The 1621-nt window shown below is 77.9% G+C and carries 1 protein-coding gene; it reads right to left on the bottom strand.

Annotated features, from left to right (window positions below; translation table 11 throughout):
• Positions 1-223 precede the first annotated feature (223 nt).
• On the bottom strand, positions 224-1621 hold a 1398-nt coding region (locus FNQ90_RS22485; RefSeq protein WP_182608019.1), incomplete at its 5' end, for a phytoene desaturase family protein.

Genomic DNA, 1621 nt, shown 5'->3' with positions numbered 1-1621 from the left:
GTACCCCGACACCCCGCCCGGCGGGGTGTGGATGCCGCAGCAGCGCGATGCCGGGATGCCGCAGGGCACCCCGGACCCGGCCGGGACCCGGCCCGGGGAGCAGCGGGGCTGGTGACCGTTCGGGCGCGGCTCCGGCGGGCCGCGCCCGCCCACGACGCGCGGCCCGCCGCCCGGTCCCGAGAGCCCGGCTCCCGGTCCCGCCGACCCCGCTCCGGCGCGGGGCTCAGTACGAGCCGCGCCAGTCGGGTCCCTCCACGATCAACCCCGCCGCCAGGGCCCCCGTCATTCCGGCGTGCGGGAGTCCCCCGCCCGGGTGGGCCAGGGCGCCCGCCCGGTGGGTGCCCGGCAGCGGTCCCGGATTGGGGGCCGCCGCACGTCCGGTGACGCCACCGCCCAGCGCGGGCCCGGGGATCGCGCCTCCCGGGGCGCCCGTCTCCCGTTCGATCTCCGCCGGAGTGCGCAGTTCCCGCCACAGCTCCCGGCCCGTCCGGTCCGGCACCACCGCGTCGGCGGCCGCCTCCAGCCGCTCCGCGGTCCCGACCGGGAGCCCGCCGCCGGAACCGACCGGTACCGGAACGGTGACCACGGCGGTCGCGTGCTCCCCGGCCGGCCACAGCGCGGGATCGTCCGGTTGCAGCACCGTCACCGGCGGCTCGGCCGGCGTGGCCCCGTGCACCACCGTGCGGTGGGGGGTGTCGGCCGGGCGCGGGCCGCGCAGGGCCAGCAGCAGCGTCGCCCGACTCCACGCCCGGACCGCGTTCCCCGGCGGCTCCCACAGGGGGCCACCGAAGCCCTCCGTGACGGTGTCCCGGTTCGCCGGGGACAGCGGTGGCGACCAGGCCCCCACCACCACGTGCTCGGCCGGCAGCACCGTGCCGTTCGCCAGTTCCACGCCGGAGGCCCGTCCCCCGTCCTCGGTGACGGCGACCACCCCGACACCGAACCGGAATTCCACCCGGCGTTCGACGCAGCGCGCGTGCAGGGCGTCGGCGAGCGCCCGCATCCCGCCGAGCGGATACCAGGTGCCGAAGGTCTGCTCGAGGTAGGGAAGCACCAGCGCGCCGGCGGGGGCCCCGACCGGATTCACCCCCCAGTCCCACAGACCGGCGGTCACCAGAGCCACGGCGCGCGGGTCGCCCAGTTCCCGGATCGCCGTCGTCAGCAGGTCGTCGGCCGGCGCGGGGCGGCGGAACAGCCCCCGGCGGCGCGGCACCGCCGGATAGGGATCCCGCCGGAAGGGGGCGGGGTCGGTGCCGGAGGTCAACGGTTCCTCCATCATCGGGCGGCGGGAGACCTCCCACGCCTCCCGGGCCCGGCCCAGCAGGGCCGTCCACCGCTCTGCGGTGCCCTCGCCGAACGCCTCGCGCACCGCCCGGATCGTTCCGCTCCGGGAAAGGCCCGGCAGCCGAACCCGGGTACCGTCCGACAGACGGTGTTCCACCACCGGGTCGGCGGGCCGTACCAGCTCGACGCACTCCTCCAGGGGGCGTTTCCCGGTCTTCAGGAAGAGATCCCGCCAGACGGCGGGCAGGTACATCAGGCCGGGGCCGGTGTCGAAGGAGAAGCCGTCCCGGACGCGGCGGCCCACCGCCCCGCCGTGGGTGTCCCCCCGTTCCACCAC

This window comes from Streptomyces alkaliphilus (assembly GCF_014141535.1).
Taxonomy (GTDB): domain Bacteria; phylum Actinomycetota; class Actinomycetes; order Streptomycetales; family Streptomycetaceae; genus Streptomyces; species Streptomyces alkaliphilus.
Note: the sequence above shows the minus strand (reverse complement) of the source record. Positions and strands in the feature narration are given on the sequence as shown.